This window comes from Pseudomonas sp. 2995-1, assembly GCF_002742505.1.
Taxonomy (GTDB): Bacteria; Pseudomonadota; Gammaproteobacteria; order Pseudomonadales; family Pseudomonadaceae; genus Aquipseudomonas; species Aquipseudomonas sivasensis.
This window is the reverse complement of record NZ_LJSA01000604.1, coordinates 67,484-92,054: the sequence shown is the minus strand read 5'-3', so window position 1 is coordinate 92,054 and position 24,571 is coordinate 67,484. Positions and strand designations below refer to the sequence as shown.

Below are 24,571 nucleotides of genomic sequence, written 5' to 3'. Positions count from 1 at the left end.
CGCGTACACTAACGTTATGCCTGAGCCAATGCACTAACGAACAGCTCGTAGAGTGCTTGTGGTGGTATTGGGGGGAATACGCAACTAGCACGGTTGAAGTTACAAGCGCCAGCTGAGTGCAGCGTGAGTGCCCCACCAGTTAAAAGAAAACTGATGCTCTGGCGACTCCTGAAGTGGCTGGCATTTCTTTCTTCATCTGTTCCAGCACATGGTTGAAGGTCTAGCCTGTAGCGTGCAGAATCGGGTTGGATGGTACAGCGGTTCTTACACCCATCAACTTGATCTAGAAATTGCCTCTTTGCTAATCAGTGTCTGCGCACGCACATATTGTCCTGGCGTAACACCCATTATCCGACGGAACATGGCAATGAAAGCACTAATATTTTCGTAGCCAAGCTCAATCGCCGTTGTCGTCACTGACATCCCCTCGACCAATAGTTGAATAGCGCGCAACGTGCGCGCACGCTGTCGCCATTCAGAAAAACTAAAACCGGTTTCAGCGACCAGACGCCGGGCAAGTGTTCTAGGTGCCATACCTGACCAAGCAGCCCAATCCTCAAGTGATCTATTGTCATCAAGCTGAGCAAGTATCGCATCGGTGATACGCCTCAAGCGCGGGTCATTGGGGTGCGTCAGACCGATGGGTTCAGCGGGTGAGGTAGCAATTTCATCTAAGATGACTGCTGCAACCCGCGACTCCATTTCGTTGCGGGGTGGTTGTCCCCACGACGCAGCGCGGCTTATCGCTTCGCGCAGCAAACTGCTGACCCTAAATGTGCATGGCATTTGATGCAGGATCCCGCACTCTTGCTCCGCGATATAGACCATCGCTCCTGCAAAAGCGCCATGTGACATCATCGCGTGTGCGACACGGGGAGGTATCCAAATGGCATGGGTAGCCGGCACTACCCATGAGCCGCCGTCAGTGCTGACGGAAAGCAGGCCGGCAAGGCTTGCGATTAGTTGGCCTTTCGTATGAGTGTGGGGCGCCGTTTCGCGGATCGCCCGGTCGCGTTGCTCTATCGCCAACAGTGGCATAAGCGCGCGGTTCATGGCTGGTTTACGTTATCCAATGTCATATCCGAGGTAGCCATATCCTGAATGCCTAATGGAGAATAAGACCGGTCAGAGGAATACTCAATGTCTAAAAATCGCAAATGTTGCTTCTCTTGGATTGGCCTGATTATGCGTACCCCTCACACATTTATTTTCTGTGTTTTGGCCGTAACAGCTGGATGCGCAAGCTCACCTCCCTATTTGGCCCGTGAACCTTTAAAGGATCATTTGATGAATTCTAACCACATGGTGCATGCCGTCGATCATATTGGCTTCGCAGTCAGTTCATTGGAAGAAGCCATTCGCTTCTGGACAATTGGACTTGGGTTCACTCTTGAGCGTCAGTCGGAAATGGGCGGATCATTCATTTTGCAAGTAACCGGCACCGCCGATCCGAGCGTGCGAACGGCGATAGTCAAAGGCCCGGATGGCAGCCGAGTAGAGTTGCTGGAATATTCGCAGGGTGAACGCCACGGTATCACTCCACCTACGGCATCAGCGATTGGTTCAGCGCATTTGGCATTGAGAGTGCAGGACATATACGCCGTACTCGAACGCATTGAGCAAGCAGGCTGGAAAGCAAGAGGCAAGCCTCAAGCGATTCCCGCAGGCCCACGCAAGGGAACTCTAGTTGTATATGTGACCGGGCCAGATCAAATCACTCTGGAACTGATGCAGGCTAATGAGTAGCTTCCTGCCGAAGGCTGTTAAGCTTATTTCCCTAAAGCAATTACTTAAAGCGCTCTCCGTCGCGCATGACGTCTCATGCTAACTGGTCTCAATGGTTATCATCGGTTGGCATGTCCCCCGATAGCTTCTCCAGCAGCCTCAAATTTGACCAGTCTGAGCTGGCAATCGACGCGGCCCGCCGCGATCAAAGTTTAGTGCTTACCAGCCCTTGGTTGGTTGAAGAAGACGTACAACTAGGCTTTCTCGTACTTGTCTTTGAATCTGTACTAAAGACTGGCAAGGGCTATTATTTGGTGCAGGCCAAAGATGTGGTGCTGGGTGAAGCAGCCCAACTTTTGCGCCGGTGGCTTTGCGACGTAGCGCAGCGAGTTCAACAAAACTGATGACTTAAGGGCGATGCTTTCTATTTAACGTGAACGGCAGGGGTCGAGAAGGTGACTTTGCCAGACGCCTTTCGCCAAGGCGCCAGGATCAGTGCAATCGCGCAATGCAACCTCACAGGTTCACCGGACGACCGGACGAAGGTGTACACCATTCTGGAGCCCCATTTATGGGGCGGCATGGTGGTGCCGCTCAACAGTTCTCGGCCATGTGCGGTCTCATTAGTCGTTATGACCTCAAAGTCGTATTTGAGCGAGTCGGTGGTTACGTCGTACTGTCCAGCTTGCCGCCGTTTTTTTATCTGGCTCAATCTGTATTGTGTATTCAGTACTCGTCGCGGGTGCTCCTGGAACGGTGCCTTCATTTCTTCGTAGATGTCCATCGTCCTTTCTTACCTGAGCGCAATTTGCCGGCGAGCCATGACAGCGTTATGGCCGGAATTGAGAGAACGGCCGCAACGATGATACCGGCAGCTAGCAACGGGGATGTACCAGAAGTCGCCAAAACCACGGGGACCTGAGAGAGTATTACGATGGCGCCTGCGGACCACTGTGAGCTTTTTAGAACGGCTCCAAGGATCACGGACAACACTAGCGCGGCGGGGTAGATGATGGTCCAGTAACTGGCCAGGTCCCAAGGCTCCTCAGCTCCTGTGATTGCTGAAACAACAGTCCAAAAAAATAGGGACACAACGCAGGTAAAAATAAATGGCATGAATAATTCCTAGACCTTCCGAGCCAGTCGGCGTTGGTCGTTATCGTAATTGTGATGGAGGGGCCAGTCTCTTGATTTTGTCCTTAACCACCTCGTGAAAAAAATGACAAATCCCCGCGATTGCAGCCATCAACATGAAGAGGGGCGCCCAACTTCCAGCAATGGCTTTTGGGTCTACGGCTTGTCCGGCGACCAAAGGCAAAATAACAATAGCCAGCTTAGGAGCGTCCAGCTTTTAGCCCATGTCGTCGGCGTGTCTGCGCCAAAATACCCGATATGAGTCTTATGACATCGGAATGATTACGCACGCCATCGCTGAGCTTACTGATCCAGGCGTTGACGAAACCGAGGAATCGCAAAATCCAGAAATCGCCTCATTTTCAGGGGCATATGCCCCGGTGACATGTGGATCAGGTTGATAGGCGCCGACGAAGGCTCATAGTTATCCAGCACAATCTCCAGCAGTCCCTCGCTGATCGCCTCCGCGACTTGGTAGTGCAATAACTGAACGACTCCAACGCCATCAATAGCGGCCTGCGCTGCTGCGTCAGCGGTCGTCACCGATAAGCGCGGGGTCATCCGCCTCGTTGATTCTGCCACGCCATGTTTTGAGTATTGAAAAGGCATAGGGGCGTCAAGTCGCACGGTTGGCAAGTTCTGCAGGTCTGCGGGACATTCAGGTCTTCCATACGCTTCCAGCAGCCTAGGACTCGCGCAAATTACAGTTCTCATGGCCCCCACCTGAGTGGCGATCATGCCGCTATCAGCGAGTGTTCCAATGCGCACTGCCATGTCCACGTGGTCGTCAACGAGGTGAGCGTTGCGATCAGAAAGCAAGAGCCGGATGTTGATTTCGGAAAACTCCCCTAAAAACGCGTTGACGATCGGCAGCACATGCAGCCGGCCGAACATGATTGGCGCAGTCAGGACCAGTTCGCCCTTGGGGGCAATGAATTCTCCGGCAGCTTCGCGTTCGGCAACCTCCAACTGCTCCAATATTCGGCGTGCAGCAGCCACATAAGCCACCCCTGCATCGGTCAACGAGAGCCTACGCGTGGTCCGAATCAATAAACGGCTACCTATCAGCGTCTCCAGGTCAGAAATTTTCCTGCTGATGGTGGGAAGAGGGATATCGGCTAGCCGCCCGGCTGCCGTCAGGCTGCCAGCATCAATCGCCGCCACGAGCAGCTTCATTGCCTCAAATCTGTCCATGGAATATTCCAATATTTGGTAGGGAGATTACCAATGTTCTCAGATTATGTTGGGTTATTGAAACGGGCAATATAGCCATATCAAGTTGGTGCGCCTGAAGCTCGACAAGCCATGAACTCACCGCCTGATAGCCCACTTATCTTTTTCATTCAGTGTCCAAGGAGTTTGCATGAGCATTAAGACTTTGTTAGCCGCCACTGCCCTTAGTGCAGCGCTCGCCAGCGCAGGAGTGGAAGCAGCCGACATTAGCCACCAAAGGGCAAGCGACGTACAACACCATTTTGTAGAGGTAAAAGGGGTCCGCATCTTCTATCGGGAAGCGGGCGACCCATCGGCGCCAACCATCGTGTTGCTTCATGGATTCCCTACCTCATCATTCATGTATCGCGACTTGATGTCGAAGCTAGCGGACCGTTACCACGTGATTGCCCCTGACTTCCCAGGTTTTGGATTCTCGGACAGCCCTGATCGGGCGAAGTACTCATACACGTTCGACAACATCGCCAAAACCATGGACGGATTTACTGAAGCGCTTGCGCTGAATCGCTACGCTCTTCAAGTGTTCGACTACGGTGCGCCTGTAGGCTGGCGGATGGCCGTCGCACACCCCGATAGAATCAGCGCAATCATCAGCCAAAACGGGAATGCTTACGTTGAAGGCCTCAGCGAGGGCTGGAACCCGATTCAACGTTACTGGAACGCTCCCACTGCCGAGAACCGCAACGCATTGCGCGAGCTGCTCAAACCAGAATCAATCAAGTGGCAATACACGCATGGCGTAGCGGACCCTGACAGTATCGCACCTGAAACATACACCTTGGATTACGCGTTCGTTTCGCGACCAGGTAACGATGAAATCCAGCTAGACCTGTTCGCAGACTATGCTACCAATGTGAAGCGCTACCCCGAGTTCCAGGCGTATTTCCGCAAATATCAGCCGCCGATGTTGGCCGTCTGGGGAAAGAACGATCCGTTTTTTCTCCCGGCAGGAGCGAACGCGTTCAAGCGTGATATTCCCAAAGCTGAGGTACATCTCTACGACACCGGGCACTTCGCACTGGAAACACACTTGAACGAGATCAGTGGCGAAATCCACCGTTTCCTAGACCGGAATGTGGTGCAGCAAAAATAAGTCCTGTCGCACTTCTGCAACGGCGGGCCGTGCGCTCGCTGTTGCTGGTCCTCTCTACTCACTCGTTAGCGTGTTGTGTGTTACGTGGCTCAATAGCGCCTAGCTTCGTAGAAACATCCGACTGACTGCTTTTGGCCGTTTCCTGCCTCTCGCGACGGACAGAAAACGGCCAGAAGCAGTCATCCCGTGATCACTCTACAACCTCTACGCGCAGTATCAGCCAAAAGAGCATCAACGCAGTGAGGAACAATACGGTGTGAGCGGTTTATAAAATGCTCTATTGCACAAGCGCGCGGATGGGGATGGATAAGCTGGCATATTTGAGGGTGTGCTGCTGAAAGCCGACGCGATTTTTGCAGAGAAACTCCCTGAAGAGCGGTTTAGATGCCTATTGAGCTGACCGTCGGGTCGTTGTTCGCCGCAATCCGACTTCTGGGCACTTTGCGTGAGACCAGCGTGATGGTTCAGCCTCCAGATGATTCTGCATCGCACAAAAGCTCCAGCAAGTCATTCGCCAGGGCCGCCGCTTCTTGTCGATAGTCGGTATTCCAGCGGCTCGACCAGTTAATAGGCTTTCCCTCATCCTCCCAATGCGCCAACGCAAGCCCGTTGAGTATTTCAAGCTCGAACCAAATACGCTGCCAGGCGACGGCGTCCTGGACTGACGCTGTGTCTTTCCACTGGAATTCTGTTTGCGCGACAAATGCCGCCCATGCGAACACATCTTCTGAGGCTCGCTCGCCGAGCGTTCGGAAGTATTTCGCGCTAGCCAATTAACGATTCCTTGTAGTCGTGCACCTGTCTAGTAAATGTCCATCCCCGGATACAGAGCTTCAGGTGGATGATAATCGGGGTCCTCAAACCTACTGTTCTGGTAATAGGTTTGGGCCGTCGGTCCATCACCGTTGTAGGTCACCTGCGGATTCGGCGTGAGATGCCAACCGTTTCCTTCTGTGTCGCGCTCAATCAGCGATGCGTACACCCTACAGCTGCCTGATGAGCCGGATGTCAGCCTGAACTGGTAATAGAGTCCGGCTTGGGGAGTAAACTTCGTCGAGATGTGGCAGGAGCGAGTGCGTGACCCCTCCCAGAAAAGATCCACCTGCGTTTCGATACCGGGTCGGATCCGCGTTTCGTAATAGTCCCATGTGAGGTCTTGCCCTGCCTTGGGCATGCCCACGTCTTGTGTATGGGTGAACGGCAGGAGGCCGGTGCGAACAGCGCCGCCCGAACGTTTACCGTTTTCGTATTGGTAAACTTCGGCATGTTGCGTGTAGTCGACGATACGTACCCAGGCAGGATTGGGCTCGTTTTCGGGCGCGGTGAAGTAGTTGGTGTGGGGCAAATACTGGCAACCTGCGAACAACGGCAGCGTCAGGAAACAGAGGGTACGGCGAATAGACATAAAACAGTCCTTTACGGGATTGTTGTACAGACCACAGAACTGCAGGTGAATTTCAAGGCTGGCTCCACTCTGAAGCAAATTCAGCCGCCATCTGTGTGTTTCGGTGGGGGCGATGGCAAGGTGTCGGCCTCAAAAGAGGTGATTAACAGCATCAGGGCCACCAGTGCACAGGCGAGCCCGGAAACCATCATTGCCACATGAAACCCGTGCTCCATCGCGGGAACAAAAAGTGTAGAAACAATCAGCGAGTCACTTGATGCCACACCATGAGCAATCACATACCGCGCAATCTCAGGCGCTTTGGCTACCCCTTGATCACGCAGCGCGGCAGCTAGCACTCGTGACGCCTCGCTGCTCATGAGCGTGCCCAAAAAGGCGACGCCGATTGTCATGCCCATCTGACGCAACGCGTTCATCGTGGTAGAGGCCACCCCCATACGATCAATCGGTGCGGCGGTCATAACCGCCATGCTGGTGGCAGGTACTGCGAGACCGGCTCCGAGCCCCAGAAGCCCGAACAGGGTGCCCACAATCCAATAAGGGGTATGTGCTGTGAAGGTCACCATGGTAGACATCGCCAGCGCCGTCACGCCATAACCGGCCACCAGAAGTCTTCGCGATGTCATCACTGCGCTCAAGCGCCCGTACAAAATCGACACGCAGCCGGTGACCAGAAACTGCGGCATCATTCGCCAACCCGTTTCAACCACTGACAAGCCTTGAATCGTCTGTAAATAGATCGAGAAGAAGAACAGGCAGCTGTAGTACGAAAAACCCAGGGTAAAAGAGGCCAGGTTGACCACGGCAAACGAACGCCTGCGAAACAGCGAAAGTGGCAATAACGGTCGATCTACACACCGCTCTACAAACATAAACAAAATAAACACCACCAGGGCAACTGCCAGCGCCGCTATGGGTATCAAAGAGTTCAAGCCCGGCTGGCCGATACTGATGAGCCCATAAGTCAGGCTGGCAAGACACACGACGCTGAGCACTTGCCCTGCCGGATCCAGCGCTGTGCGCGCTTGCTGTTTGTGCTCCCTGATCCCCCAGATGCCCAGGCCTATGGCAATCATCCCAAGAGGCAGGTTGATAACAAAAATACTCTGCCAACCTATGCCATGGAGCAACAAGCCACCCAGCAATGGCCCCAGGATAAGCGCCAATGCGCTGAACGCCGACCAGCCACCAATGACGTGAGCACGCTCTTCAGCGTCTGGAAATGCATGGCTGAGAATTGGCAGGGCACCCGGGATCAGAAGCGCACCGGCGACTCCCTGCACCGCCCTCCCGAACAGCAGTAAATCCAGGTTGGATGCCATAGCGCAAACTGCTGAGCCGACAGTAAACACCCCTACACCTGCCAGCCAGGCCCGCTTATGCCCATAACGATCGGCGATTGGCCCCGAAGACAGCATGAAGGCTGACAAACAGATCGTGTATGCATTGACGACCCATTGAAGACCGGAAATATCCGTTTGCAACGCGTCTTGCAGTGTCGGTAGTGCCACGTTCACGACGCTGATATCCAGCGTAGCGAGAAACGTGCCGAGGTAGGCTGCACATAGCGCCGCTATGCGGGGAAAGCGGCGGGTGACCGGGTTATCTGAGGCGGAGCGATCAATGTTCATGCCTCATGATATTTGCCGACTGACCGTCGGTCAATGGGTCATTCAACTTTTTCCCACCTCGATTGGTTCCCTCCTTTACACTGATTTCCTTTGACGAATTGTTTGAAACGAGACGATGAAAACCAAAGCCCCCGTAAAAGCTCCGGCGACAGAACGTGCTCCCAAGCCCCGGACCAAACCCGCCGAAGTACGTCTGGATGAACTGATGGCGGCAGCCGAGAAGCTTTTTCTAGCTCAGGGGGTCGAGGCCACCACGATCAACGAGATCGTTGAGTCAGCTCAAGTGGCCAAGGGCACGTTTTATCACTACTTTTCTTCCAAGAACGAAATGCTTGACGCTCTGGCCGTGCGCTATACCGAGCGCTTCATGCTCAGCCTGGACAATGCAATGGCGCGCTGCGCTGCCGATGACTGGGAAGAGCGTCTTCGCGCCTGGATTCACGCCAACATCGAAACCTACGTCAAGACATATCGTATCCACGATATCGTCTACGTGAACCACCACCATCATGATCGTGCCAACGGCTCGAAGAACGCTATTCTCGAGCAATTGCTTGCGATTATTGAAGGGGGCAAGCTGGCCGGCAATTGGGCGCCAGAACATCCGAACGTTGTGGCATTGCTCATTTATGCGGGCGTCCATGGCGCGACTGATAACATCATCGCCGCTAATACCGAGGACTTCGCCCCGTTTGCCCATGCCGTTGCTGATGCTTGCCTGCTGATGTTACCCAACGGCGTCAAACAAGCCTGATCGGAGGCGGTGCTTCGGCCAATTGCAGTCATACAGGAAAGGCAGAAAACGACCCGGGGTAGGACCTCGGCCGTTCGGACGCTGCCCTCATTACGACTTTCATCTTGAGCCGCTCCCAACTCGTTCCAACCGCAGCTGTATAAATTCCAGCAACGCCCGAACCCGCGCGGTCACGGAATGGCGGTGGCTGTACGCGCCAAGCAATTGCAGCGGCGCAGCGCGAAGGTCCAGCGACACTTCCCGCAATCGGCCCGCGGCAAGATCTTCCTGGCATGGATAGGCTGCCACTATCGCGAAACCGATGCCTTGCCGCGCGCCCGCCAACGCAAGCTCTCCGCTGTTGACACGATAGCGACTACGCACAGACACCTTCACGATTTCGCCTGTGCCGTCGAGAAACAGCCAGGGCTGGCCCTTCAATGCGCTCAGTGTAGTAATGCACGGCAAGGACTCTAGTTCGCGCACTTGTCGCGGAGTTCCCGTTTTGGCTAACAGAGCGGGAGCCGCGACCACAATGCTGGGTAGCGTAGCGAGTTCGCGGGTGATGATGGTGCTGTCATCCTGGCGCCCACGATGGAAGACGATGGAGAGGTCCACGTCTTCCCGGAGCGCTTCTAAACCGGTCAGGCGTGTGTCGCACTCCAATTCGACGCCGGGATGGAGGCTACAGAATTCGGCCAGGATAGGGGCCAGTAGCCTTGGCGCTTCGCCTGGCATGCACATCCTCAAGGGCCCCCGCAGTTCACGCTGCACCGCGCCAAGTTCTTCCTCAGTGGAGAGCAAGGAGTCGAGCAAAGGTTTTGCACGTTCGTAGAGAAGTCTGCCGGCTTCAGTCATGCGCAGGTGGCGAGTACTTCGCTCCAGCAAGCGAACGCCCAATCTGCGTTCCAGCGAGGCGACGTGGCGGCTGACGTTAGAAGATGGCAGGGACAGCAGGCGCGCCGCGCCGGCAAAGCTTTGTGCATCGACGACCGCCACGTATACACGGACGGTGTTCAGGTCGAGGGCATTGCGCATGATTATCCCGATTAAGGTATTAAAGTCGCCCATTTTTACATAATAGTTCTCCCCATTGACGGAATCTAAGATGCTGTCTCGTCCGATGGGTTGTCGCCGATGGCGCGTTGGGGCGGATTGAATAGGAGATCCAGCGTGGAAATCGGAATACTTGGCGGCGGAATTGCGGGGTTGAGCATGGCGCTTGCCTTGCGCAAGCGGGGACACAGTCCCCGGGTATATGAGCGCCGGGCGGGGCCAGCGACCATGGGGGCTGGCGTGACGCTTTGGCCCAACGCTGGCTTTGTGCTGGAGGAACTGGACCTCCTCCAAGACATCGCGGCAGCGGGTGGCCGGCCAGTGTTAGTGCGCCGCCAGGACGCTGCGGGCAATTCGTTGGGGGGCATAGATATCGCGCTGCTGGACGAGACAATGGGATATCCGACTCATACCATTTTGCGGAGGGACTTGCAGGCCGTGCTGCTGAAGCATGCGGCACAGAGCGGAATCCCGGTGGAGTTCGGGCATCGGGCGGTGGGGATAGATCTGGAGGCTAATGGCAAAGCGGTGGCGCGCTTCCAGAACGGGGTGAGTATCCGTCCAGATCTGCTTATCGGCGCCGATGGCCGTATGGGGTCGGTGGCACGCGAGTTCGTTGCGGGGGATAACACGCCGGTTTATCAGGGATTTGTGAACTGGATAGGTGTGGCGCAGGGGGAAAGTGCGTTGGTGAGCGATATAGCGATTCAGGACTATTGGGGTTCGGGCAATCGCTTCGGTTGCGTGCCGGTCCGGCCGGAGTTGGTCTACTGGGCAGCGGCGCAGGCGCGGCCATTGTCAGGGCCGACGCCCGCAGCCGATATGCGCAAGGAGATCGAGGATCTGTTCGCGGGATGGCCGGAGCCTATCGCCCGTATCATCCAGGCAACGCCGACGCACGCCATCCGAATGATTGCCGTGCACGACTTGGAGCCGCTGCATGCGTGGAGCCGGGCTAATGTGCTGCTTGTGGGAGATGCGGCGCACGCGCCGTTGCCGACATCGGGCCAGGGCGCTTGTCAGGCGTTGGAAGACGCTTGGCACCTTGCTAGATGCCTGGAAGGAACGAACGGCCTTGATGAAGCCTTGCAGCGCTTCGCGGAGATCCGCGGGCCGAAGACCGCCAAGCTGGCCGAGCAGGGTCGAGTCTTCGCTCGAGGTCTGTTTGCCACTGATCCTGAAACCTGCCGCATTCGCAATGAACGCGCCAAGGCGTCCGATCCCTTGCGTGACGTGCAGGCCTTGGCGACAGGATGGTCACAGGGTTTGCCGATGACGGGCTGCATGGACAGCACGCCGATGGATGGCGCTGACTTCGGCAGTCTGTACCGCCTCTGAAAGACTGTGGCAATCTGGACACCGCATGGCGTCTCCGGCCCCGAGACGCCTCACTGTAAACCGTGGCCCATGACATTGCCCGCCGCGCTGGAGCGCCAAGTCTGGCAGCTCACAATGATGCTCTTCATATGTCGGCTTCTGGCCGGTTAGCGACCGTTGCTCTGATTAGTCATCCTTGTCCTTCACCACGTGGAGGACTTGTCGTGAACATCATCGCTACCTGCAGCCGTCAGCCCTGGAACAAAGGAAAACTGGTCGGGCAGAAAACCCCACTCCGACTGAGCGATATCTGGGCCATCCGAGTAAGGCTTCAAATTGCGGAAAGAACCCGAGATCTGGCTCTCTTCGATCTGGCCATCGACAGCAAGCTTCGAGCCTGCGACTTAACCAAGCTCCGCGTGCGCGATGTCGCTCATGGCGAGCACGTATCATCACGAGCCATGGTGATGCAGCAGAAAACGCAGCGGCCTGTGCAGTTTGAGATCACTGAGCAAACACGGTCTGCTCTCGCGGCCTGGATACACCGGGCCCAGCTACACAGCGAGGACTGCCTTTTTCCTAGCCGGCTGCATACTTCAGACCATCTATCTACTCGTCAATACGCTCGTATCGTCAAAGGCTGGGTTAAAGCCGTAGGCCTTGATCCTGCGATGTATGGCACACACACAATGAGACGTACGAAAGCATCACTGATCTATCGCAGGACGAAGAACCTGCGGGCGGTTCAGTTGCTGCTCGGACATACAAAACTGGAGAGCACTGTGCGATACCTGGGGATTGAGGTCGATGACGCCCTGGAAATGGCGGAACAGACTGAGGTTTGACCATGTATAGCGACGGTCGAAGTCAGACCGTCGCGAACCGGCCAAAAACAGACGCTCACGAGCGTCCATTTTCGACCCAAACCTAGCCCATATGCTTCTCAGCCCTACAGAGAAACGCGCTTACCCATGTACGTCAGACCTTCTGGCGAGCCGACAACTTTGAGTGCATTTTTGTAGCCATAGAACTGGCCTGGCTGCTTTCCATCAGGAATCCCGTCAAGACCATTAACTACTGCCGTGTTGCCACCGAACGACAAAAATCGGGGGGCATAAGGCGATGCCCCGTCTGATACATAAAGTATCGGAGTTGGATTTTCGCGAGGTTGACACCAAGAATAATATGAGTGAACAACGCCAGCTAGTACCTCACTGGCTGGGTCGTTTCTTGAGAAGAGGACAACGTACGGGCGCCAACTGCTCTCATGTTCACAAGAAACACCAAGTGAGAAGTTACGCTCTGCTAGCTCGCCAATCAGATGTAGCAAAACTTTGGCTGTATCCTCATCCAGCTTTTCGGGGAAGGAAGCCATTTTAGCATTGTCGTCTATCCATAAAGGCCACCCGCAACCATAGACCAGTTGATATGCCGCCTCTTTTACCGAGTAGAACGGAATGGCATCAAAGTTCTTTGATTCGGTTACCTGTCTGCGCGACTTGGCATTTTCAAAAGCGCTCGTTTCTAGAGATATTGCCCAGTCAGTCCGTTGCAGCTTTGACTGAATCTCGAGGTCAAAAGCATTCAGAATTGCCAAAACCCAGCATCTGGACCCTGTGCATAGCGATACAGGAAGATTTTTTTCTCGCAAATCCAGTGAGCGGAACCCTTCAAAGATTTCGTCGAACCCTAGCGCCTTAACCCCGTCGTAAACCAGGGTTTCCTGAACTGATTCTGCCTGTGTTTCTACCAGGATTAGGCCCGGCAACTTTCGTGTACTCATTTCCTCAAACAGTAATGTCAGGGCTGGAACAATAGAGTGTCGTTGATTGCCAGTGAACACCACAGGGCCGTTCTCTGAGTACTCAAGGCCAAGCTGGTACAGGGCACTCAATGCTGCTTGATGGTTATCGCTTCGCCCAAGAATCGTCCAGAACGGTGCGTTCTTATCCAGTCCCAACCGTCGAGAGATATTTTCAACATCGGTAAGTGAGCGGAATCCGCGAGATACCGCTACGGCGTGCTGGCAGACCTTGAGTGGATACTCGGTACCAAAAACCAGCTGGGAGTTTTTTTGGAGACGCTTGGCATCACGCTTCAATGCCGAGACGTTACGAACAACGGACGCAGTAAGACTGCGAATTAGAGAAAACGCCATTTTTTAGCCTTTGATGCCTACTTGGGCACCTTACGGTCAGAAAAATCGGCCCGCATAGAAATGGGACTTTCATACAGGGGCCATTAGTACAAAAGTGCGTCCCTCTCAGGTTTCAATGCGCCGCACCAGCGCAGTTGTGACGGTAGCTCAAAACTTTCTCAATTTGCAAGGTAAAGCCATGCGTGAGAGTCACCTTCGGATTTTGACGGCTTTTGGTGAACGCTCTTGGCCGGCTGCCACCTGTCGTGAGCAGCAGAGACTGGCCGAACTCTGCCGGTGCTGATCGGCAGCTAAGGGTCGGTTTCTGCCCGTCGCCACCGACAGCTATTGGCCGTTCTCTGCCGATCGTGATAACGGCGTGTGCTGGTCAAGTCGAATGCAAACGGTTGGTCAGCACGGATGCAAATGGCTGGTCAGTGGCAATGCAAATGAGTGTTCAAGTCCATGCAATTACGCAGGTGCCACGCGGGTGCTGGATCTCAACGCAGATAGTCGATGATGCAGCTTGCGAATTTACTCCGGCCAGCTGCATGGGTAACGGAATAAACGCAGGTTGCAGCGCCGTGCTTTTCTGCGCTTGTACCCGAATCCATTTATGGACGAGGTTTGCGTTGAGGCTATGGCTGAGCGCGATGCTGGCAATAGAAGCGCCTGGCTGGGCACACTCTTGAATGACTTGAGTCTTGAAGGACTTGGAGTAGGAACGGCGTTGTGGCTGCATGAAATACCCGCTTAAAAGGCTAGAACTGGTGCCCACTTAAATTTAAGTGCACACCATGTCGTGGCTTTGCGGGGCTGGGTAGATGACTTGGCCGGACGGATACCCTCCGTGGGCGGCGCAGGGTCTGAGGACGTCCGAGAGCCTGGAAGTGAAGGTGCGCGCTTTACTGGCTGAGCGACGGCAGCGGATCGGCTACGAGCGGCAGCTGGTGGCGGCGGTTGTTGCGTGTCAGTAGAGGACGTTCGGCAGGACACCGAAGCGTTTATAGATGAGCCGCCCCCGCCCGCCAGCGGGGGGAGGCTCCAGCCTTAGGCTCTTACTTTGGCAAGCAAAAAGCTTGCACAGAGCACCAGTACTGCAGCGGTTACTGGGCCGACACCGGCAGCGCAAAGCGCCGCTGTTGCCGCGCCGAACGCATAAATGCGCTGAGCGAGAGCCTCTGAACCGTTCAGCTCGGTAATACTCATCGTATCCCCTCCCAGAACTGCCACCTCAGTCCCCTGTTGCGGCTGGTAGGGAGGTGGCTGGCTCAGACTGCGCCGCTGTTTTGTGTTTGAGACCAGACACAGGGCACGGCACCCAACCGGTTCATAGGCACCACTGGTAATAGCCCGTGGTGTCAGAGTGCTGGCGATGTTCTCAGGGCTTCCGAAAAAGCGCAATAGCTGAACACCGCCCAATGCCTAAAAAACCTAAAAAGGCTGTCTAAAACTACCTCGACTTACCTCGCATTCATTGGGCGAAACCCACCCTAAATGACGGTAGAGTTTTAGACACCGAAATTATACAGGCCACGGTTTATATGGCCTATGCACTGCTCAAGCCCATACTGCTGCAATAGCGGATGAGATCAATCACAAACCGCGTCAGGAGCTGAGCTGGTTAAGCAATAGGGCGATGCCGTTTAAAGTTGGCCCTGCCAAAACGACGGCGTTTTGAACAAACTGCACCGAGTCGTTCAGCTTTGAAATGATATCGAATACCTGAGTCGTGTACGCTTTTGCTTGCGGGTCTGAAGAGGCTGCCTTGATCTCTTCATGATGTCGAAATAAAGAGCCAACTGCCCTGTCTAGTTCAGCCTCCAATCCACGCGCGCCCGAAATTCTGTACACCATGAGCGCATGCCTGAGTGCTTCCAGATTTTTAATGAACAGCTTTTGGAGTTCAGGCGGTAGGTCGGAGGCTAGACATTGCTGAAGAAGCTCATTCAATTGGGCGATGAACTCGGCTATTGAATCTTCACTAAGAGCGTTTTTTCCGTAAAAAGGTATGAGTGCAAGATTACCAAACGCGAGGCCGGACATTGTGTTGTCATCAAGATGAGCCTTCGATGGCTGCCAAACCGTATCGAAGTGAACGCGGCTCAACATAGACTCGATTTTTGGGAAGGGCGCCAAAAACAGCGTCACGTCACCAGGTATAAATTTTGCGGTTGCCTCTTTAGCTTCTGCGACTAGCTTTATCAGATCCGCAAGCGATCCCAGAATTTCGCCTGTGTTGGCAGGGTCGCAGTCGAAAACCGAAGCCCATACCTTTCGAGCAGAGTGGCCATCCGGCTTTGATCTGACGTCCACCAATATGTCTAGGAGTCTACCAGTAGGATTATTTTTGGTTTCCATCCGATCCACCAATTTCTTCGTCAGTTATGTAGAAATCCTGTACGACTCATTAGACAAGCTGTCATTAAGCTGGCATAACCGAGCCAAATCAGCCCTTTCAGGCACAAAAAAGGCACCTGCGGTATTCGCTAAGTGCCTGATTTTTAAAGCTTATTTGGTGGAGCCGGGGGGATTTGAACCCCCGTCCGCCAGTACTCCGCTGTCGGTACTACATGCTTAGCCGTGTCTATTAAGTTAACCCTCAGCGACCCGACTGGCAGGGTGCTTTGGGCGAGTTGTGTAAGTTTTAGCCGCTTCGTCCACAACGTACTGCACGGCGATTCTGTTCTATATGACAATCACTTTGGGTTTACAGACATCCCCTGGTGATTGCTGGACCCGAAGGTACCAGAAGCTCAGGTCTAAGGCTGCTTACGCAGCGATAGCGAATTCCTGGCCGTAGTTTTCGTCATTGGCAACTATAAGTAGTTGCAACAGTGGATTTACGAGTTCTGTTACCAACTCGGCATGCACCTAAAGTTTCGCGACCGGCGTCGAATCCTAAACGGCCCCGTGCTTGTAACTCGTTGTTTCATAGTGAGTGACAAGCCTGTGCAGTGTACGCCATACGGTCACCGAAGGCCAACCCGAAGGTTGGCCTTACTGCTTACTTGCCGCCTTTGTTGCTGTTTTGCAGGTCTTGCAGGGTTTTGTTGGTGACTTCGATGCACTGCTTATCATCGCCAGACGCGTGAAATGCCTTGGCTTGGGAGACAACCGTGTCGATTTCCCCACTCTTGCCGGTGGTGTCGGTGGCGAGTGTCGCTTTGGCGTTGTTAATTTTGTCTATATTGATCTGGCACAGGTCTTTTTCACTGTCGGCCGCGAAGACCGGGGACGCCAGCATCGCAGCGGTAACGAACAAGCCAGCAAGAGCGGAACGCTTCATAGGGTATCTCCTTGCGCAAAGGGCTCGACGCTGCTGGCCTTCAAGCGCTGCCAGCGACATCACTGATTGGCCTCGTTCGTCGAGGCCTATTCAAGTGACTACGCTGGCGTGCAGGGGTTCTGTTTTTTTTGCAGGATTATTGGGCGCGGGCCTGGGTTACTCGGTCCACGAGGTACACCAGCCCGTGATAATCAATGCCGCCATGCTGGCTCAAGCCGATTTCGCAGGTGCGGCTGGTGGAGATGCCTTCGCTGCAATATTGCACGGCATCCTTGAGGGTGCGCAGTGAGTGGGCATTGAGTTCTGGCGTGGTGAAGCCTTTGTCGCCGGCAAACCCGCAGCAGTGGATGCCTTCTGGAATCACGACGGTTTTGGCGCAGCGACGGGCTAGGTCGATCAGCGCCTGGCTTTCTCCCAGGTGTTGGGTACTGCAGGTGACGTGTACGGCGATCGGTGCTTCCTGCGGCATGAAATCAAGGCGGTCCATCAGGTGCGTGCGGATAAAGCGTACTGGGTCGTAGAGGTCCAGGCGGGTTTCGCCCAGGTCTTGCGCCAGACGTAGGGTGCACGGGCTGGTGTCGCAATAGATCGGATCGAGGCCGCCGCGGCTGGCGTGGAGCAGGGCGCCGATCAACTCCTGGCGCTTGTGCTCTGCCTGTTCGGCATAGCCTTTGGACGCGAACGGCTGGCCGCAGCACAGGCTGTCTTGGTTGTCGGGAAAGACGACTTGGTAGCCAGCCTTTTCCAGCAGGCCCCGGGTTTTGTCGTACAGCGACATCTGCTCTTTATCGCCGGAGGCCGGGCCCATGGCGCGTGAGACGCACGCCGCCAGGTAGACCACTCGAGGCCGCTCATCCGTCACAGCCGGGCTGAAACGAATCGCCTTTTCCGGCTGTGGCATAGCGCTGCTCCACTGCGGAATTTGTCCCTTGGACAGCTTGGTCACGGTGGCAGACAGCTTCGCCAGGCGAGGAGCGCCGAGCAGCATGCGAGCACCATTGGCGACATGCAGGGTAAAGCGCGCACCTTGCAGTGCGGTGGCGAAATGGGTGGCAAGCCATTCGGCTGTTTTCGTACGGTCGGCGTCACGACTGCGCAGCTTTTTCACCAAGTCGCCGGTATTGATTCCCACAGGGCAGCGCTGGGCGCATAGCCCGGTGGCTGCGCAGGTGTCGATGCCTTGGTAGTGGTAGGCGGCTTCCAGTTCGGTGGTGTCGACGCCGGCGCGTTTCTTCGCCTGAATGTCGCGCCAGATCACGATGCGCTGGCGTGGGCTCAACGTCAGGCCTTTTGAGGGGCACACAGGCTCGCAGAAGCCGCACTCGATGCACTTATCCACAAGCTCGTCGGCTGCAGGCAGTGGTTTGAGGTGCTTGAGGTGGATCTGCGGGTCGTTGCTGAGCACTACGTCGGGGTTGAGAATGCCGTTGGGGTCGAGCAGGCGCTTGAGCTGCCACATCAGTTGGTAAGCATCGCTGCCCCATTCCAACTCGACGAATGGCGCCATATTGCGTCCGGTACCATGCTCGGCTTTCAGTGAGCCGCCGAACTCGACGGCCACCAGTTGCGCCACGTCATCCATGAACGCTTGGTAGCGTGTGACTTCTTCGGCGCTGTTGAAGCCTTGGGTGAACACAAAGTGCAGATTGCCTTCCAGGGCGTGTCCGAAAAGGATGGCTTCGTCGTAGTGATGTTTGTCGAACAGTTCGATCAGACGGTTTACGCCGATGGCGAGTTGCTCGACGGGAAAGGTTACGTCTTCGATGATCACCGTGGTGCCGGTTTTGCGCACAGCGCCGACGGCAGGAAAGGTGTCCTTGCGAATCGCCCAGAGTCGGGCGTTTTCTACAGGGTCTTCGGTGAAATCGACCTGTTTCTCGACGGGGAAAACGGCCAGGGACGCCATGATCAGCGCCATTTGCTCATGCAGCAAAGAAGGTGATGCCGCGCGGGATTCGATGAGCAGCGCGCAGGCATTTTCCGACAGGTGTTGTACGAAGGCGGGCATGCCGGGTTTGTTCTGGACCGAACGCATGCTGCGTCGATCCAGCAGCTCTACGGCTGAGACCGGCTGGGTTTTCAACACGGTTACTGCGTTGCAGCACGTCTCCACATTGGGGAACACAATCAATGCCGAGGCTTTGTTGGGATGATCGATCACGGTGTCGTAGGTCACTGCGCTGATAAAGCCCAGCGTCCCCTCGGAGCCGACCAGCAGATGGCTAAGAATATCCAGTGGTTCATCGAAATCCACCAGGGCATTGAGTGACAGTCCTGTGGTGTTTTTCAGACGATATTTGTGGCGGATTTTCGCGGCGAGGTCGGCGTTTGCCCGCGTCTCGCGACCCAGTGTCGCCAGGCGTTCAAGCAGCGCGCCGTGCCGCTCACGAAAGGCGCTGACGCTGGCCGCATCTTCGGTGTCCAGGCAACTGCCGTCGGCCAGCACCAGACGAATGCCAGCCAAGGTGTGATAGGTATTTTGCGCGGTGCCGCAGCACATGCCGCTGGCATTGTTGGCGACGATTCCGCCGATCTTGCAGGCATTGATCGATGCGGGATCCGGGCCGATCTTGCGCCCGAACGGCGCCAGCCAGGCGTTGGCCTGGGCACCGATTACGCCGGGTTGCAGGCGGATCTGAGTCCCGTGCCCGCGAATCTCGCGGCCGTTCCAATTGTCTCCCAGCACGATCAGTACGGAGTCGCTGATCGCTTGACCGGACAAACTGGTGCCGGCCGCGCGGAAGGTCACTGGCACGCGCTCACGCTGGGCCAGTTGCAGCAGAGCTACCACTTCACCTTCCGACTCCACGCGGATCACTAGTTGTGGGACCAATCTGTAAAAACTGGCGTCGGTGCCGAATGCGAGGGTGGAAAGTGGATCGTCGAAACGCCGATCTTTTGGGATCAGCTGTGCGACGTCAGCTAAGAAAGCGGCAGGCAGACTCATGGGGCCTCCAGGATCAGCACCCCCAGGGCGCCGTATTGACACGAATGCGCAATGCCGACGCCGAGGTTACCGCCCGGCGTCGGCTATTACCCTATTGCTTGTGGCTTTAGTGCACCAGCATGCCGGTAAACCAGTAGGCCTGAGCCAGCGTGATCAGCCCGACGATTGTGGCGAAGAACAGGCTGTGCTTGAGGGTGAAGCGGAACAGATCGGATTCTTTGCCCACCAGGCCGGTTGCGGCGCAGGCCACTGCGATCGATTGCGGCGAGATCATTTTGCCGGTGACGCCGCCGCTGGTGTTCGCGGCTACCAAGAGGGTGTCGTTGACGCCAATCTGATGCGCTGTCGTGGCTTGCAGCGAGCTGAACAGGGCGTTGGACGAAGTGTCGGAGCCCGTCAGGAAAACGCCCAGCCAGCCAAGGAACGGCGAGAAGAACGGGAAGGCTGCACCGGTACCAGCCAATACCAGCGCCATGGTCGACGACATGCCGGAGTAGTTGGTGACGAAGGCAAATGCCAACACCATGCCGATCGACAAGATTGGCCAGCGCAGTTCGTAGAACGTCTCTTTTAAAGTGGTAAGACCAATCTTGATGTTGATCTTCAGTACTAGCATCGAAATCAGTGCGGAGAAGAAAATCGCGGTACCAGTGGCTGAAATTGGGTCCAGCTTGAATACCGCTGGAATGGCAGTCGGGTTGGTCACGATGGGTGCGACCTTGACCACCAGTTGGTCCAGGTGCGGGATCGCGAAGTTGAACACCCAGCTGTACATAGAGCCGCCGGCGGCGAACATCGCCTTGAACGGTTTGAGCGTCCAGATAGTGACCAGCACGGTGAGGATCAGGAATGGCGACCAAGCCTTGAAGATCTGCCCCAGGCTATAAGGCGAGGCGACGGTGCTGCGTGGCAAGCCGAAGCCGCCAACGCTGGCGGTAATGGCTACGCCGGAGGTTGCGCCCGCAATCTGCGCGCCTGCGGTGCGCTTGGGCTGCCAGACTTTCAGGAACAGGGTCAGGGAAATCAGGCTGGCCAAAGCCGAGGTGATGTCCGGCAGTTCCGGGCCGATGAAGTTGGACGTGAAGTATTGAGTGATGGCAAAGCTCAAGCCAGCGACCAGCGCAGCCGGCCAGGTTTCGCGCACACCGCGCAGGCCATCCATCATAAATACCAGCCAAAACGGCACGAACAGCGACAACAAGGGCAACTGGCGTCCGGTCATGGCGCCGATCTTGAAGGCATCGATACCGGTCACTTGCCCGGCAACGATGATCGGAATCCCCAGGGCGCCAAAGGCAACGGGCGCGGTGTTGGCAATCAGGCACAAGCCGGCTGCGTACAGCGGGTTGAACCCCAGGCCTACCAGCAATGCGGCGGTAATTGCCACGGGGGCACCGAAACCGGCAGCGCCCTCCAGGAAGGCGCCAAAGCAGAAACCGATCAGCAGCACCTGTAAGCGTTGGTCATCGGTGATCGACAGCACCGAGCTGCGGATGATCTCGAACTGGCCACTCTTGACCGTTAGTTTGTAGAGAAACACCGCCGCGACAATGATCCAGGCAATAGGCCAAAGACCGTAGGCGAAGCCGTAGCCAGCAGCGGCCAGCGCCATATCTACTGGCATCTGGAAGGCAAAGATTGCCACCAGTATCGACAGCGCCAACGTGATGCTGCCGGCCACGTGGCCTTTGAGGCGAAACACGGCCAGGGCCAGGAAGAAAAATACGATCGGAATAACGGCGGCCAATGCGGACAGGCCGAGGCTGCCGAGCGGGCTGTAAAGCTGTTGCCAGGTTTGCATATGGGGTGGCCCCTAATTGTTGTTGGTCAGGCACTTTTTAGTCGATCTGGATAATTGGTATTACCAATTTACAATCGCTGGAGGGTAGGTTAAAAGCCTTCAGGGGATGTGTCAATTTGCCGCTCGCGAAACTTTGGTCGTAGGTCATTGGGTAAGACCATCTGATCGGTTGAATCGAAGCTGTTCTGATAGGTGCTGGAAGGGCGGCGATAGGCCAGAATAGAGGGCCCGGCGAGTGGTCGGGATGGTGGAGAGTGAGTTATGGGGTTTGATCAGGTGCGTCAGCGCCGTTTGTCTGACGATATTGTCGAGCAGCTTGAGGGGATGATCCTTGAGGGCACGCTGAAGTCGGGTGAGCGCTTGCCGGCTGAGCGCGCTTTGGCTGAGCGGTTTGGCGTGTCGCGTCCGTCGCTGCGGGAGGCCATTCAGAAACTGGCGGCCAAGGGGTTGTTGGTGAGTCGGCAGGGCGGAGGCAATTATGTTGCCGAGTCACTGGGCTCGACGTTCAGTGATCCGTTGCTACACCTGTTGGAAAACAACCCCGAGGCGCAGCGTGACCTGCTGGAGTTCCGCCAGACCCTCGAAGCATCCTGTGCTTATTACGCTGCGTTGCGTGCCACCGAGGTCGATCGCGAGCGGCTGACCGCTGCATTCGAGGCGCTGCAGGATTGCTATGGCCGCGTTGATGAAGTGAGTCGGGTCGAGGAGGGTGCTGCGGATGCAAGATTTCATCTGGCCATTGCGGAGGCCAGTCATAACGCCGTGTTGCTGCACACCATTCGCGGCCTGTTCGACCTGCTCAAGCGTAACGTGGTGACCAATATTGGCGGCATGTATCAGCAGCGTACGGAAACTCGCGACATGCTGATCAGTCAGCATCGGGAGTTGTACCTGGCAATTATTGAGGGGCGGGCAGAGCAGGCGCGAGAAGTCTCAACGCGTCATTTGGAATACGTGCAGGAAGTGTTGGCGGAAGTGCGTCAGGAGGTTCAGCGCGTGGCGCGAGCGGAGCGTCGTAAAGGGATGTAGCCGGGGGATTTATTCCGAGGCTACATCGTCACAAGGGTTACTCTTCCTTGCCCTTGTTGCGCACAGCGCGATGCAGTTCCCGGTTGGAATCGCGTTCGCGCTCGGTATCACGCTTGTCGTATTCCTTCTTGCCCTTGCCCAGTGCGATCTCGCACTTGACCAGATGCTTGCTCCAGTACCAGGACAGGCAGATGCAGGCGTAGCCTTTCTGCTGCACGGCAGCGGCGAGCTTTTCCAGTTCGCGTGCGTTGAGCAATAGTTTGCGCGTGCGCACCGGGTCGGCAATTACGTGGGTGCTCGCAGTGGTCAACGGGGTGATATGACTGCCCAGCAGCCATGCCTCGCCATCCTTGAGCAATACGTAGCTGTCGACCAGTTGCAGCTTGCTGGCACGCAGACTTTTTACTTCCCAGCCGGCCAGGACCAGACCAGCCTCGAACCGATGCTCGATGAAGTAATCGTGTCGCGCCTTTTTATTTTGCGCGATGGTCCCTGTGGGGTGTTTCTTTTGTTTAGCCATAGGGGCGGCATTATAGGGAGTTGCGAGCGTGTCGGCTACGGTCAACCTACGTGCTTGAGCGTGTTGGTCGAATCCCGGACAATGCTGGCAGTTCTTTGCTTTTTTTCTCTCGCGGAACGAGCTGTTCTTTCGCGATGTTTGCCGCTCAGCTGTGGAAATAACGCGCACATGACGACGCATATTCAACGTTCGGCCCTGCTGCCCTATCCGGCGCAGGCGCTCTATGACCTGGTCAACGACGTGGCGCGTTACCCGGAATTCCTGCCTTGGTGTTCAACGGCTGAGGTGCTTGAAAGCACTGATGAGCACATGGTCGCCAGTGTCGGTGTGGCGAAAGGTGGGCTGGGCCAGCACTTTGTCACGCGCAATGTGTTGGTGCCGGGCAAGTCCATTGAAATGAATCTGCAGGAAGGCCCTTTTACCCAGTTACACGGTATCTGGGTATTCAAGGCGCTGACCGACAAGGCCTGCAAGATCAGCTTGGACCTGTCGTTTGATTACGCTGGCCCGCTTGTGCGGGCGACATTGGGGCCATTGTTCAATCAGGCGGCCAATACGCTGGTAGATGCGTTCTGTCAGCGGGCCAAGCAACTGCATGGTTGAGATTGAGGTGGTATACGCTGCCCTAGATCAGCAGGTCTTGCTGGCGGTAACGGTGGCTTCGGGTACCAGTCTGCGAGGGGCGGTACAGGCGTCAGGAATTGCAGTGCGGTTTCCCGAGTTGGATCTGGCTGATTGTCCTTTGGGGATATTCGGTAAGGTTGTCGCGGACGCTGAAGCGCGCGTTGTGCAATCGGGTGATCGCATTGAGATCTATCGCCCTTTGCTCGTCGACCCTAAAGAGGTGCGAAGGCTGCGTGCCGCCAAGGCGGCGTTGATCAAGCAGCAGAACTCATAAGATTGCTAATCATCAGGCAACAAAAAGCCCGGCATGCCGGGCTTTTTTGTAGGTGCCGCAATGTTACTGCGGGCTGGTGTCCAGTGGCTGAGGCGTCGGTACCGGAACGGTTTCCACTCCGTCGACGTCCTTCTGGATCTTGTCGAGCAACGAGCCTGGCTTCGCTGGTACTTCGGATTTCGGCTTCTCGCTTTCCTGCGCAGGTGCAGTCACGTTGGTGCCGTTGTCTTTACCTAGCAGGGCTTCATCTCGGCTTACGCCAGGCATGAAGTCACCCGACAGGCTGACAAGCTGGTCATTGCCATTGAAAATGACGCTGACACGTTCCTGTTGGCGTTCACCGCCACCAGGCTGCAGGCTGTAGAGATAATCCCAGCGATCGGCGTGGAAAGTGTCGGTCAGCAGGGGGTTGCCCATAATAAACCGTACTTGCCGTCGGGTCATTCCCGGGCGTAACTGGTCTATCATGTCCTGCGTGACGACATTGCCCTGCTGGATGTCGATTTTGTAAACCCCGGGGAATGAACAACCGGCGAGTGCGAGCAGTCCCACAAAGGTGAAACTGGTTAGCAAGAGCTTGGTGTTTTGCATCGGTGGGCGACTTCCACTATCTTGGCTGGGAC

The 24,571-nt window shown here is 55.9% G+C and carries 25 protein-coding genes and 1 other RNA gene; 9 read left to right on the top strand and 17 right to left on the bottom strand.

Going from position 1 to position 24,571, the window contains the following annotated elements; all coding sequences use genetic code 11:
- Positions 1–273: 273 nt before the first annotated feature.
- Positions 274–1,053 (bottom strand): helix-turn-helix domain-containing protein, encoded by a 780-nt coding sequence (locus AOA61_RS28680; RefSeq protein WP_026067431.1) that lies wholly within the window; start codon positions 1,051–1,053, stop codon positions 274–276.
- An 87-nt stretch (positions 1,054–1,140) separates the two neighbouring features.
- Here AOA61_RS28680 and AOA61_RS28675 point away from each other — a divergent pair, with 87 nt between their 5' ends.
- Together AOA61_RS28675 and AOA61_RS28670 are read left to right on the top strand one after the other, a co-directional pair.
- Entirely contained in the window at positions 1,141–1,746 is a 606-nt protein-coding gene (locus tag AOA61_RS28675) for a VOC family protein (RefSeq protein WP_236373601.1), read from the top strand.
- Positions 1,747–1,856: 110 nt separating this feature from the next.
- On the top strand, positions 1,857–2,129 hold the full coding sequence (locus tag AOA61_RS28670) for a hypothetical protein (protein ID WP_017530050.1): 273 nt from the start codon (positions 1,857–1,859) through the stop codon (positions 2,127–2,129).
- A gap of 20 nt (positions 2,130–2,149) precedes the next feature.
- Here the strand turns inward: AOA61_RS28670 and AOA61_RS28665 are convergent, their stop codons facing one another.
- Complete coding sequence (locus AOA61_RS28665; protein WP_017530051.1) at positions 2,150–2,509, bottom strand: hypothetical protein; 360 nt, start codon at positions 2,507–2,509, stop codon at positions 2,150–2,152.
- Between the two features lie 653 nt (positions 2,510–3,162).
- Positions 3,163–4,053: a LysR family transcriptional regulator gene (locus AOA61_RS28660; protein ID WP_017530052.1), complete on the bottom strand. Its 891-nt coding sequence runs from the start codon at positions 4,051–4,053 to the stop codon at positions 3,163–3,165.
- A 169-nt stretch (positions 4,054–4,222) separates the two neighbouring features.
- Here AOA61_RS28660 and AOA61_RS28655 point away from each other — a divergent pair, with 169 nt between their 5' ends.
- Positions 4,223–5,185 carry an alpha/beta fold hydrolase gene (locus AOA61_RS28655; protein WP_017530053.1) on the top strand — a complete coding sequence of 321 codons (963 nt, stop codon included), beginning with the start codon at positions 4,223–4,225 and terminating at the stop codon, positions 5,183–5,185.
- 464 nt (positions 5,186–5,649) lie between these two features.
- On the opposite strand, the gene AOA61_RS28650 is transcribed toward AOA61_RS28655, so the two are convergent.
- The 3 genes from AOA61_RS28650 to AOA61_RS28640 form a co-directional block, all read right to left on the bottom strand.
- Complete coding sequence (locus AOA61_RS28650; RefSeq protein WP_015885952.1) at positions 5,650–5,958, bottom strand: hypothetical protein; 309 nt, start codon at positions 5,956–5,958, stop codon at positions 5,650–5,652.
- Between the two features lie 29 nt (positions 5,959–5,987).
- Complete coding sequence (locus AOA61_RS28645; protein ID WP_003192635.1) at positions 5,988–6,590, bottom strand: hypothetical protein; 603 nt, start codon at positions 6,588–6,590, stop codon at positions 5,988–5,990.
- Positions 6,591–6,670: 80 nt separating this feature from the next.
- A complete protein-coding gene (locus tag AOA61_RS28640) occupies positions 6,671–8,221 on the bottom strand; it encodes an MFS transporter (protein WP_015885950.1) in 1,551 nt (516 codons plus the stop codon).
- A 115-nt stretch (positions 8,222–8,336) separates the two neighbouring features.
- Between AOA61_RS28640 and AOA61_RS28635 the strand changes: the two genes are divergently transcribed.
- Positions 8,337–8,975, top strand: coding sequence for a TetR/AcrR family transcriptional regulator (locus tag AOA61_RS28635; RefSeq protein ID WP_003192639.1), 639 nt, complete (start codon positions 8,337–8,339; stop codon positions 8,973–8,975).
- Between the two features lie 99 nt (positions 8,976–9,074).
- On the opposite strand, the gene AOA61_RS28630 is transcribed toward AOA61_RS28635, so the two are convergent.
- Positions 9,075–9,992, bottom strand: coding sequence for a LysR family transcriptional regulator (locus AOA61_RS28630; RefSeq protein ID WP_099603304.1), 918 nt, complete (start codon positions 9,990–9,992; stop codon positions 9,075–9,077).
- A 135-nt stretch (positions 9,993–10,127) separates the two neighbouring features.
- Here AOA61_RS28630 and AOA61_RS28625 point away from each other — a divergent pair, with 135 nt between their 5' ends.
- Together AOA61_RS28625 and AOA61_RS28620 are read left to right on the top strand one after the other, a co-directional pair.
- Positions 10,128–11,348 carry an FAD-dependent monooxygenase gene (locus tag AOA61_RS28625; protein WP_099603210.1) on the top strand — a complete coding sequence of 407 codons (1,221 nt, stop codon included), beginning with the start codon at positions 10,128–10,130 and terminating at the stop codon, positions 11,346–11,348.
- 203 nt (positions 11,349–11,551) lie between these two features.
- Positions 11,552–12,172: a tyrosine-type recombinase/integrase gene (locus tag AOA61_RS28620; protein ID WP_065935688.1), complete on the top strand. Its 621-nt coding sequence runs from the start codon at positions 11,552–11,554 to the stop codon at positions 12,170–12,172.
- Positions 12,173–12,276: 104 nt separating this feature from the next.
- Here AOA61_RS28620 and AOA61_RS28615 read toward each other — a convergent pair whose 3' ends face one another.
- From AOA61_RS28615 to AOA61_RS28575, 8 genes are all read right to left on the bottom strand, one after another.
- Complete coding sequence (locus AOA61_RS28615) at positions 12,277–13,485, bottom strand: hypothetical protein (protein WP_099603209.1); 1,209 nt, start codon at positions 13,483–13,485, stop codon at positions 12,277–12,279.
- Between the two features lie 436 nt (positions 13,486–13,921).
- Complete coding sequence (locus tag AOA61_RS28610) at positions 13,922–14,206, bottom strand: transposase (RefSeq protein ID WP_241150105.1); 285 nt, start codon at positions 14,204–14,206, stop codon at positions 13,922–13,924.
- A 308-nt stretch (positions 14,207–14,514) separates the two neighbouring features.
- Entirely contained in the window at positions 14,515–14,673 is a 159-nt protein-coding gene (locus AOA61_RS31395) for a hypothetical protein (protein WP_158234839.1), read from the bottom strand.
- Between the two features lie 399 nt (positions 14,674–15,072).
- Positions 15,073–15,825: a hypothetical protein gene (locus AOA61_RS28595; protein ID WP_099603207.1), complete on the bottom strand. Its 753-nt coding sequence runs from the start codon at positions 15,823–15,825 to the stop codon at positions 15,073–15,075.
- A 155-nt stretch (positions 15,826–15,980) separates the two neighbouring features.
- Positions 15,981–16,377: a transfer-messenger RNA gene (gene ssrA / locus AOA61_RS28590) on the bottom strand.
- Positions 16,378–16,471: 94 nt separating this feature from the next.
- Positions 16,472–16,753 carry a hypothetical protein gene (locus AOA61_RS28585; protein WP_032884699.1) on the bottom strand — a complete coding sequence of 94 codons (282 nt, stop codon included), beginning with the start codon at positions 16,751–16,753 and terminating at the stop codon, positions 16,472–16,474.
- Between the two features lie 136 nt (positions 16,754–16,889).
- Positions 16,890–19,700, bottom strand: a complete 2,811-nt coding sequence (locus tag AOA61_RS28580; RefSeq protein WP_099603206.1) for an FAD-binding and (Fe-S)-binding domain-containing protein — start codon at positions 19,698–19,700, stop codon at positions 16,890–16,892.
- Between the two features lie 106 nt (positions 19,701–19,806).
- The gene (locus AOA61_RS28575; RefSeq protein WP_032884701.1) at positions 19,807–21,501 is read right to left on the bottom strand and encodes a lactate permease LctP family transporter; all 1,695 of its coding nucleotides are present in this window, start codon (positions 21,499–21,501) and stop codon (positions 19,807–19,809) included.
- Positions 21,502–21,762: 261 nt separating this feature from the next.
- Between AOA61_RS28575 and AOA61_RS28570 the strand changes: the two genes are divergently transcribed.
- On the top strand, positions 21,763–22,530 hold the full coding sequence (locus tag AOA61_RS28570; protein WP_032884703.1) for an FCD domain-containing protein: 768 nt from the start codon (positions 21,763–21,765) through the stop codon (positions 22,528–22,530).
- Between the two features lie 37 nt (positions 22,531–22,567).
- Here the strand turns inward: AOA61_RS28570 and smpB are convergent, their stop codons facing one another.
- Entirely contained in the window at positions 22,568–23,050 is a 483-nt protein-coding gene (gene smpB, locus AOA61_RS28565; RefSeq protein ID WP_003176160.1) for an SsrA-binding protein SmpB, read from the bottom strand.
- A 168-nt stretch (positions 23,051–23,218) separates the two neighbouring features.
- Here smpB and AOA61_RS28560 point away from each other — a divergent pair, with 168 nt between their 5' ends.
- Complete coding sequence (locus AOA61_RS28560; RefSeq protein ID WP_032884705.1) at positions 23,219–23,653, top strand: type II toxin-antitoxin system RatA family toxin; 435 nt, start codon at positions 23,219–23,221, stop codon at positions 23,651–23,653.
- On the top strand, positions 23,646–23,948 hold the full coding sequence (locus AOA61_RS28555; protein ID WP_032884706.1) for an RnfH family protein: 303 nt from the start codon (positions 23,646–23,648) through the stop codon (positions 23,946–23,948). Before AOA61_RS28560 ends, AOA61_RS28555 begins: the two co-directional genes overlap by 8 nt.
- 63 nt (positions 23,949–24,011) lie before the next feature.
- Here the strand turns inward: AOA61_RS28555 and AOA61_RS28550 are convergent, their stop codons facing one another.
- Entirely contained in the window at positions 24,012–24,539 is a 528-nt protein-coding gene (locus AOA61_RS28550; protein ID WP_017528805.1) for an outer membrane protein assembly factor BamE, read from the bottom strand.
- Positions 24,540–24,571: the final 32 nt, after the last annotated feature.

Excerpts from the sequence above, each read along its gene's own strand:
- AOA61_RS28670 (WP_017530050.1), top strand. The coding sequence starts at position 1,857 with ATGTCCCCCGATAGCTTCTCCAGCAGCCTCAAATTTGACCAGTCTGAG.
- AOA61_RS28655 (WP_017530053.1), top strand. The coding sequence starts at position 4,223 with ATGAGCATTAAGACTTTGTTAGCCGCCACTGCCCTTAGTGCAGCGCTC.
- smpB (WP_003176160.1), bottom strand. The coding sequence starts at position 23,050 with ATGGCTAAACAAAAGAAACACCCCACAGGGACCATCGCGCAAAATAAA.
- AOA61_RS28680 (WP_026067431.1), bottom strand. The coding sequence starts at position 1,053 with ATGAACCGCGCGCTTATGCCACTGTTGGCGATAGAGCAACGCGACCGG.
- AOA61_RS31395 (WP_158234839.1), bottom strand. The coding sequence starts at position 14,673 with ATGAGTATTACCGAGCTGAACGGTTCAGAGGCTCTCGCTCAGCGCATT.
- AOA61_RS28560 (WP_032884705.1), top strand. The coding sequence starts at position 23,219 with ATGACGACGCATATTCAACGTTCGGCCCTGCTGCCCTATCCGGCGCAG.
- AOA61_RS28555 (WP_032884706.1), top strand. The coding sequence starts at position 23,646 with ATGGTTGAGATTGAGGTGGTATACGCTGCCCTAGATCAGCAGGTCTTG.
- AOA61_RS28630 (WP_099603304.1), bottom strand. The coding sequence starts at position 9,992 with ATGCGCAATGCCCTCGACCTGAACACCGTCCGTGTATACGTGGCGGTC.
- AOA61_RS28575 (WP_032884701.1), bottom strand. The coding sequence starts at position 21,501 with ATGCAAACCTGGCAACAGCTTTACAGCCCGCTCGGCAGCCTCGGCCTG.
- AOA61_RS28595 (WP_099603207.1), bottom strand. The coding sequence starts at position 15,825 with ATGGAAACCAAAAATAATCCTACTGGTAGACTCCTAGACATATTGGTG.
- AOA61_RS28580 (WP_099603206.1), bottom strand. The coding sequence starts at position 19,700 with ATGAGTCTGCCTGCCGCTTTCTTAGCTGACGTCGCACAGCTGATCCCA.
- AOA61_RS28585 (WP_032884699.1), bottom strand. The coding sequence starts at position 16,753 with ATGAAGCGTTCCGCTCTTGCTGGCTTGTTCGTTACCGCTGCGATGCTG.
- AOA61_RS28635 (WP_003192639.1), top strand. The coding sequence starts at position 8,337 with ATGAAAACCAAAGCCCCCGTAAAAGCTCCGGCGACAGAACGTGCTCCC.
- AOA61_RS28550 (WP_017528805.1), bottom strand. The coding sequence starts at position 24,539 with ATGCAAAACACCAAGCTCTTGCTAACCAGTTTCACCTTTGTGGGACTG.
- AOA61_RS28640 (WP_015885950.1), bottom strand. The coding sequence starts at position 8,221 with ATGAACATTGATCGCTCCGCCTCAGATAACCCGGTCACCCGCCGCTTT.
- AOA61_RS28645 (WP_003192635.1), bottom strand. The coding sequence starts at position 6,590 with ATGTCTATTCGCCGTACCCTCTGTTTCCTGACGCTGCCGTTGTTCGCA.
- AOA61_RS28570 (WP_032884703.1), top strand. The coding sequence starts at position 21,763 with ATGGGGTTTGATCAGGTGCGTCAGCGCCGTTTGTCTGACGATATTGTC.
- AOA61_RS28660 (WP_017530052.1), bottom strand. The coding sequence starts at position 4,053 with ATGGACAGATTTGAGGCAATGAAGCTGCTCGTGGCGGCGATTGATGCT.
- AOA61_RS28675 (WP_236373601.1), top strand. The coding sequence starts at position 1,141 with ATGTCTAAAAATCGCAAATGTTGCTTCTCTTGGATTGGCCTGATTATG.
- AOA61_RS28615 (WP_099603209.1), bottom strand. The coding sequence starts at position 13,485 with ATGGCGTTTTCTCTAATTCGCAGTCTTACTGCGTCCGTTGTTCGTAAC.
- AOA61_RS28610 (WP_241150105.1), bottom strand. The coding sequence starts at position 14,206 with ATGCAGCCACAACGCCGTTCCTACTCCAAGTCCTTCAAGACTCAAGTC.
- AOA61_RS28665 (WP_017530051.1), bottom strand. The coding sequence starts at position 2,509 with ATGGACATCTACGAAGAAATGAAGGCACCGTTCCAGGAGCACCCGCGA.